This is a genomic window from Hydrobacter penzbergensis, from assembly GCF_900106985.1.
Lineage (GTDB): Bacteria > Bacteroidota > Bacteroidia > Chitinophagales > Chitinophagaceae > Sediminibacterium > Sediminibacterium magnilacihabitans.
Genome location: NZ_FNNO01000011.1, coordinates 118,326 through 125,353 on the forward strand (window position 1 = coordinate 118,326; position 7,028 = coordinate 125,353).

At 45.0% G+C, this 7,028-nt stretch carries 7 protein-coding genes; 5 read left to right on the forward strand and 2 right to left on the reverse strand.

Going from position 1 to position 7,028, the window contains the following annotated elements; all coding sequences use genetic code 11:
• Positions 1 to 63: 63 nt before the first annotated feature.
• The 3 genes from BLU98_RS12530 to BLU98_RS12540 all read left to right on the forward strand — a co-directional run bounded on the left by BLU98_RS12530 (position 64) and on the right by BLU98_RS12540 (position 4,814).
• Positions 64 to 780, forward strand: coding sequence for a head GIN domain-containing protein (locus tag BLU98_RS12530; protein WP_092724568.1), 717 nt, complete (start codon positions 64 to 66; stop codon positions 778 to 780).
• Between the two features lie 64 nt (positions 781 to 844).
• The gene (gyrA, locus tag BLU98_RS12535) at positions 845 to 3,406 is read left to right on the forward strand and encodes a DNA gyrase subunit A (protein WP_092724570.1); all 2,562 of its coding nucleotides are present in this window, start codon (positions 845 to 847) and stop codon (positions 3,404 to 3,406) included.
• 34 nt (positions 3,407 to 3,440) lie between these two features.
• Positions 3,441 to 4,814, forward strand: coding sequence for a hypothetical protein (locus BLU98_RS12540; RefSeq protein ID WP_092724572.1), 1,374 nt, complete (start codon positions 3,441 to 3,443; stop codon positions 4,812 to 4,814).
• A gap of 48 nt (positions 4,815 to 4,862) precedes the next feature.
• Here BLU98_RS12540 and BLU98_RS12545 read toward each other — a convergent pair whose 3' ends face one another.
• Complete coding sequence (locus BLU98_RS12545; RefSeq protein ID WP_026773148.1) at positions 4,863 to 5,240, reverse strand: septal ring lytic transglycosylase RlpA family protein; 378 nt, start codon at positions 5,238 to 5,240, stop codon at positions 4,863 to 4,865.
• Positions 5,241 to 5,415: 175 nt separating this feature from the next.
• On the opposite strand from BLU98_RS12545, the gene BLU98_RS12550 reads away from it, so the two are divergent.
• Together BLU98_RS12550 and BLU98_RS12555 are read left to right on the forward strand one after the other, a co-directional pair.
• Entirely contained in the window at positions 5,416 to 5,982 is a 567-nt protein-coding gene (locus BLU98_RS12550; protein ID WP_092724574.1) for a DUF4256 domain-containing protein, read from the forward strand.
• An 11-nt stretch (positions 5,983 to 5,993) separates the two neighbouring features.
• Entirely contained in the window at positions 5,994 to 6,344 is a 351-nt protein-coding gene (locus BLU98_RS12555; protein WP_092724576.1) for a VOC family protein, read from the forward strand.
• A gap of 11 nt (positions 6,345 to 6,355) precedes the next feature.
• Here the strand turns inward: BLU98_RS12555 and BLU98_RS12560 are convergent, their stop codons facing one another.
• The gene (locus tag BLU98_RS12560) at positions 6,356 to 6,916 is read right to left on the reverse strand and encodes a dihydrofolate reductase family protein (protein WP_026773151.1); all 561 of its coding nucleotides are present in this window, start codon (positions 6,914 to 6,916) and stop codon (positions 6,356 to 6,358) included.
• Between the last annotated feature and the right edge of the window lie 112 nt (positions 6,917 to 7,028).

The window sequence follows — 7,028 nt, forward strand, 5'->3', positions numbered from 1 at the left end:
AAATATATTTACAAATGGCTGTAACAAAACAGGCATTGGATCGTATGGGCAAAAAACACCGTTATGAAAAAACGTTTTCTTCTCATTGCTTTATGGGGATTGACCCTGTCGGTTGCTTATAGCCAAAAAACAGTAAAGGATGCCAATGCCGTTAGCCGGCAGGTAAGTAGTTTTCATGCCATTGAAATATCAGGCGGTATAGACCTTTACCTGAGCCAGGGCAATGCGGAAGCCGTGGCAGTTACTGCTGAGAATAAGGAAGACCGCGACAGGATCGTGACCGAAGTAGAAAACGGGGTACTGAAAATATATTTCGAAAAGAAAAGCCTGGGTATCAACTGGAGAGGTGGCCGAAAAATGAAAGCCTATGTATCGGCCAAAACAATAGACGCACTGTCGGCCTCCGGCGGATCGGATGTACAGGTTGATGGTACTTTGAATGGCTCCGCACTGCATGTATCACTTTCAGGCGGCGCCGATTTCAAGGGAAGGGTAACCATGAACGAACTGGCTTTTTCAGCCAGTGGCGGCAGCGATGTATCGGTTTCCGGTAAGGCGGGAAAACTGAACCTGAAAGCCTCCGGCGGCAGCGATGTACATGCGTATGACCTCACCAGCGATTACTGTACTGTGAGCTCCAGCGGGGGCAGCGACGTATATGTTACGGTGAACAAAGAAATCAAAGCCGAAGCCAGCGGCGGCAGCGATGTACACTATAAAGGGGGCGCTGCTGTAACCAGTTCAAAAAGCGGCGGATCGAGCGTAAAAAAAGTGGGCTGAAAGGGGCAAAAAAGGTATCTTCGCCGTTCTTGAAATTGCAAAAATCAAGTACGAGAACGAATTCATGGAAGAGAACCATTTACCCGAACAGACGAACGACAACGATCGTATCATACAGGTCAATATAGAGGAGCAAATGAAGACCGCTTACATCGATTATTCGATGTCGGTCATTGTAGGAAGGGCCCTTCCCGATGTGCGGGATGGCTTCAAACCCGTTCATCGCCGCGTGCTCTACGCCATGAATGAGCTGGGTAACCACAGCAACAAGCCCTATAAAAAATCTGCCCGTATCGTGGGGGAAGTGATGGGTAAATACCATCCGCACGGAGATGCTTCTATTTACGATACTTTGGTGCGTATGGCGCAGGACTGGACCATGCGTTATACCCTGGTAGACGGTCAGGGTAACTTCGGTAACCAGGACGGGGACATGCCCGCTGCCATGCGTTATACCGAAGCGAGGCTGCAGCGTGTGGCCGAAGCCATGCTCGATGATATCGAAAAAGAGACCGTAGATTTTCAACTCAACTTCGACGACTCCCTCTCAGAACCCAGCGTATTACCTACCCGTATACCGCAATTGCTGGTAAACGGTTCATCGGGTATTGCCGTGGGTATGGCCACCAATATGATGCCCCATAACCTGGGTGAAGTGGTGGATGGTTGCATTGCTTATATCGACAACAAAGCGATACCTGTTGAGGAATTGTTGAACTATGTAAAAGCCCCCGACTTTCCTACAGGCGGTGTGATCTATGGCATGGAAGGCGTGCGCGAGGGCCTCATAACCGGAAGAGGACGAGTGGTATTGCGGGGCAAATGCCATGTAGATACCAAGGTCAGCGGGCGCGAACAGATCGTGATTACACAGGTGCCTTATCTCGTCAACAGGGACAAACTCACCGACCGGATCGGGCAGCTCGTGAACGATAAAACCATCGAAGGCATAGCGCATGTGAACAACGAAAGCAACATGCGCGAAGGAACCCGTATTGTGCTTGACCTCAAGCGCGATGCCGTGGCACAGGTCATCATCAACCAATTGTATAAATTCACCGAACTGCAAACCAGTTTCGGTATCAATAATGTGGCCATCAGCAAAGGAAGGCCGCGGGTGATGAACCTGAAAGACCTCATTGCCGAGTTCATCGAATTCAGGATGGACGTAGTGATACGCCGCACTCGTTATGAATTGCGCAAGGCCGAAGAGCGGGCACATATTTTACAAGGATACCTCATTGCACTCGATCACCTCGATGAAGTGATCCAACTGATACGCAGTTCATCTACGCCTGAAGCGGCCAAAGAAAACCTGGTCAATGCAGGATGGGGATTGGATGAAGTGCAGGCCAAAGCCATACTGGAACTGAGGCTGCAAAGGCTCACCGGCATGGAGCGTGATAAGATCCGTGAAGAGTTCGATCAGTTGATGATACAGATCACTAACCTGAAAGAACTGTTGGCCAATGAAGGACTGCGTTACGATCTCATCAAAAAAGAATTGCAGGAAGTTAAAGATAAATTCGCCGACGAAAGGAAAACAGAAATACAATACCTCGCCGATGAAATGCGGATAGAAGACCTCATTGAAGAAGAAGATGTGGTCATTACTATCTCGCACTTAGGTTATATCAAACGTACTTCAGCCAGCGAATACCGCCAGCAGCGCCGCGGCGGCAGGGGAGCGGTAGGTTCCAAAACCCGCGAGGAAGATTTTGTGGAACATTTATTTGTGGCATCTACCCACGATACCATGATGTTCTTCACAGAAAAAGGACGTTGTTATTGGCTGCGTGTGTATGAAATACCGGAAGGAGATAAGCAGAGCAAGGGCAGGGCCATACAGAACCTGATACAGATCCCGAACGACGATAAGGTAAAAGCCATCATCGACGTGAAGAACCTGGATGACAAAGCATTTGTTGAGAGCCATTATATTGTACTGTGTACCAAGAAAGGCGTGATCAAGAAAACTTCACTCGAAGATTTCAGCCGCCCACGCGCTACCGGCGTCAATGCCATTACCATTGTGGAGGGCGATGAACTGCTGGAAGCAAAAATGACCAATGGACATTCGGAGATCATGCTGGCCGTGAAGAGCGGAAGGGCCATCCGTTTCCCTGAAGAGAAAGTAAGGGCAACCGGTCGTGGCGCTATTGGTGTGGCAGGTATAGAAGTGGATGATGAAAAAGACGAAGTGATTGGTATGATCTGCATCAATAAAGAAGATGCTACCCGCACTATATTGGTGGTAAGTGAGAAAGGTTTCGGTAAGCGTACACAGGTAGATGAATACCGCATCACCAACAGGGGAGGAAAAGGAGTGAAGACCATCAATGTTACCGATAAAACGGGCAGCCTGGTGGGTATACTCTACGTAACAGAAAAAGAAGACCTGATCATTACTTGTAAATCGGGCATTACCATCCGTACCGGTATCGTAGATATCAGGGAAGCGGGGCGTGCCACACAAGGTGTTAAACTGATCCGTATAGATGAAGGCGATGAAATTGCAGCGATATCTCAAATAGAAGACCAGGAGGAAGAAGTAGAAACACCTGGTAATGAGTTGGCCGGTAATGCTGACGATGAAAATGCCGAAAATCAGGCACAGCCTTTGTAATTAAGAGAAATAAAAAATACAACAAAGCAACACCATGAAAAAACTATTGTTTGTTTCCCTGTTGGCGGCCTCTGTTCAGCTTGCCACTGCGCAGGACCTCAAGAAAGTAGAGAACAATATGGTACTGAACAGGGTTGAAGACGCCAAAACGGAAATCGATAAAGTGCTGGCCGACCCCAAAAATGCATCCAAACCGGAAGTGCTGTATTGGAAAGCCAAAATTTATGCAGCTCTTTACAAAGATGCCAAGCTGAGCGAAAAGTTCCCCAGTATCGACCAGGATGTGAAAGATGCTATGCAGAAATATATAGCAGCAGATCCTTCATTTGCAGTAACAAAAAGCAAGGGCGCTGACTTTTTCTTTGACGTATACAGTGCTTCATTTCAGAAAGGAGTGAAACTTTTCAATGAAAAAAAATGGAATGATGCCGCTAATTATTTCGAAACAGCCATCACTTATATTGATGAGATCATCAAAAACAAATGGACCAACAGCAGCATTGCTTTCGACACTACTTCGCTGTTATATGCCGGTTACTCTTTGCAGAATGCCAATAAGCTCGATGGAGCCGCCAAGTATTATGGCAAGCTGGCCGATAATAAAGTAAAAGGAGAAGGGTATATAGAAGTGTATCGTTTCTTGGTAGTGTACTATACCAATACCAATAACAAAGCAGAGTTCGATAAATACCTGGCATTGGCCAAAGAAGTATATCCTAAAGAAATGCCTTGGGATGAATTTGAAATGGACTTCATTGACAAGAACTACGACCTGGCAAAGAAAACAGCCATGTACGATAAAGACGATGCTGCAGGTACCATGACTGAAAAGCAATACCTGCAGTTCGGCGATCTTTTCGTGAATGTGAAGAACAAAGAGAAGGGACATCTCGACAGCGCACAAATGGCCGTTTATACATTGAAAGCAGCAGATGCGTTCAAGAAAGCATTCGCCAAGAACCCCAGCCAGTCACTGGCAGCCTTCAACGTAGGAATTATTTATTATACCATCTTTGGTGAGTACGACGACCAGTACAGTGCCAACATCAGGACAATGCGCCAGTTGAACAGCAATAAGCCTGTTGAAAAAGATCCCAAGAAAAAAGCTGCTGCCGAAGCTGCTTTGAAACAGCAGATGGACCCGCTGAAAAAAGCGAATGCCGATCTGGAAAAACCATTGTTCGATAACATCGACGCTTCAATAGAATGGTTAACTAAATCGTATAACATTCTGAAAGGCAAGCAAGACAAAACTGCTGTAGAAAAGAGTGTGATCAACAAATCGGTAGACTTCTTGGCCAATTTGTACGGTTACAAGCGTGATAAAGTAAGAGGAAAAGACGCGAAAGCTTATGATACTTATGATGCCAAGTACAAAGAGTTTGATGCATTGCACGGTAAATTCTAATCACCGTTCATAATTGATTGAAATAAAGCCTTCTCTGCGGAGAGGGCTTTATTTTTTCTTCTTTTTATAACTGAGTTTTACCTGGGCAACGCCTTTGGAAGTCATGTCGAGCTTTTCGGCGGCTTTCGCGCTCAGGTCAATGATCCGTCCCTTAATATACGGACCACGGTCGTTGATGCGCACTTTAACGCTTTCACCGTTAGACAGGTTGGTAACTTTTACCATGGTGCCAAAAGGAAGCGTTTTATGAGCAGCCGTCAGTTGATGCGTGTTGAATATTTCACCGTTGGCTGTTTTCTTTCCGTTAAATCCATCGTTCACACCATAATAAGAAGCCATACCTGTTTCTGTAATTCTCCTGGAGCAGCCTGTGAGAACCAGCAGCAGGGGGATGGCTAATCTGATAAAGGACTTTGTTGCTTGCATATCCCTATTAACGCGAAAATCGTGCTATTATTTACTTAACATAATATATATTATAAGAATCAGAGCTAGCCCTGTAACTGGTTGATTTTCATGAACGGAAAATCGCCTTATATTGTTGTTGTAAAAATGAATTGGTATTATAATAGAAAAATCACTTCCATCAACCAATAAGAATATGAGTAACAATAAAAAGAAATTATCAGCCGCACAAAGTGAAGAACTGCTCAAAATAATAAAAGCCCGATTCGAAAAAAACAAGAACCGCCATAAAGGGATTGAATGGGATAATGTACAAACAAAGTTGAATGCACATCCTGATAAACTCTGGTCGCTCAATGAAATGGAAAGAACCGGCGGTGAACCGGATGTTGTTGGATATGATAAAAAAACGGGCGAATATATCTTTTATGATTGCGCTGCAGAAAGCCCCAAAGACCGCAGAAGTTTTTGCTACGACCGTGAAGCGTTGGAAGAAAGGAAAGAAAATAAACCAGAGAACAATGCGATGGATGTAGCCGCTGCCATGGGCGTTGAACTTTTAACCGAAGCACAATACCGTGAGCTGCAACAATTGGGAAAATTCGATCTGAAAACATCGAGCTGGGTGCAAACACCCCCTGCCATCAGGAAACTTGGCGGCGCTCTTTTTTGTGACCGTCGCTATGATCATGTCTTCCTGTATCACAATGGCGCTATCTCCTACTACGCTGCCAGGGGATTCCGCGGATCATTAAAAGTTTAAATGTCATCAACATGCAATTCTTATCACTTCAACCATTTGTTCCCTCTGGCAAAGACTTTGAGAAAGCAAAAGCATTCTTTTCAGCATTGGGGTTTAGCATCACCTGGAGCAACACCGATTATGCCAGTTTTGAGAACAACACATGCAAGTTTATCCTGCAGCGATTTGATAATACAACATTTGCTGAAAATTTTATGATAACAGTAGGCATCAGCAATGCGCAGGAGTTTCGCAACAACATCATTGAAAAAAGATTGCCCGAACAATTTGGTATTCGCATAAGTGAAGTAATGCAGCAGCCTTATGGCAAAGAAGTAAACATCATTGACATGGCAGGTGTTTGCTGGCATTTTGTAGAGTAACACCCAATATCTTACTTCAATTGATACCGAAGCACGGTAATGCCACATTCATAAGGTGTAGTGCTCACCAATGAAAGCTCCTGCCGCATATTGGCCAGGTCAAATATGCGCATCCCTTTGTTGATCATCACAGGGTTGATGAAAAAATTGAACTCATCAATGTGCCTGCCTTGTATCAAAGCAGAAACAAACCCTGCACCACCATATACTACGATGTCTTTCCCCTCCTGCTTTTTCAGCTTCATAATTTCGTCTGAGAGGTTGCCTTTGGCCAGTGAAGTGTTTTTGCCGATGGGTTTATCAAGGGTTTTGGTAAAGATGACTTTGGGTGTGTTGACCATTTTCAATGCAAAAGAATATTCGGGACTGTTGGGTTGTACGGCTTCCCAATAATTAACGAAGCCTTCCGTCATTTTACGGCCCAGCAAAATGGTATCTGAACTGTCAGTGAGTTCGGTGATGAAATTGATGAGCTTGCTATCCAGGTTCCAGGTCATCCAGTCCAGCTCGCCATTAGGACCAGCTACATAACCATCAACAGACATCTGTACTTGTAATTTCAATTTCCGCATGGTAAAATGCTATTTTATAACGCGTTGTGCTATTGAAAAATATTTGATAATCAATGAAGCAAAAAATGTTGTGTCGTTGTCTAGGTAAGTGACCAAACCAACCAAAACACGT

What these genes read in the sequence shown, in the direction of transcription:
- BLU98_RS12530 (WP_092724568.1), top strand. Translation starts at nt 64, where the DNA reads ATGAAAAAACGTTTTCTTCTCATTGCTTTATGGGGATTGACCCTGTCG.
- gyrA (WP_092724570.1), top strand. Translation starts at nt 845, where the DNA reads ATGGAAGAGAACCATTTACCCGAACAGACGAACGACAACGATCGTATC.
- BLU98_RS12540 (WP_092724572.1), top strand. Translation starts at nt 3,441, where the DNA reads ATGAAAAAACTATTGTTTGTTTCCCTGTTGGCGGCCTCTGTTCAGCTT.
- BLU98_RS12545 (WP_026773148.1), bottom strand. Translation starts at nt 5,240, where the DNA reads ATGCAAGCAACAAAGTCCTTTATCAGATTAGCCATCCCCCTGCTGCTG.
- BLU98_RS12550 (WP_092724574.1), top strand. Translation starts at nt 5,416, where the DNA reads ATGAGTAACAATAAAAAGAAATTATCAGCCGCACAAAGTGAAGAACTG.
- BLU98_RS12555 (WP_092724576.1), top strand. Translation starts at nt 5,994, where the DNA reads ATGCAATTCTTATCACTTCAACCATTTGTTCCCTCTGGCAAAGACTTT.
- BLU98_RS12560 (WP_026773151.1), bottom strand. Translation starts at nt 6,916, where the DNA reads ATGCGGAAATTGAAATTACAAGTACAGATGTCTGTTGATGGTTATGTA.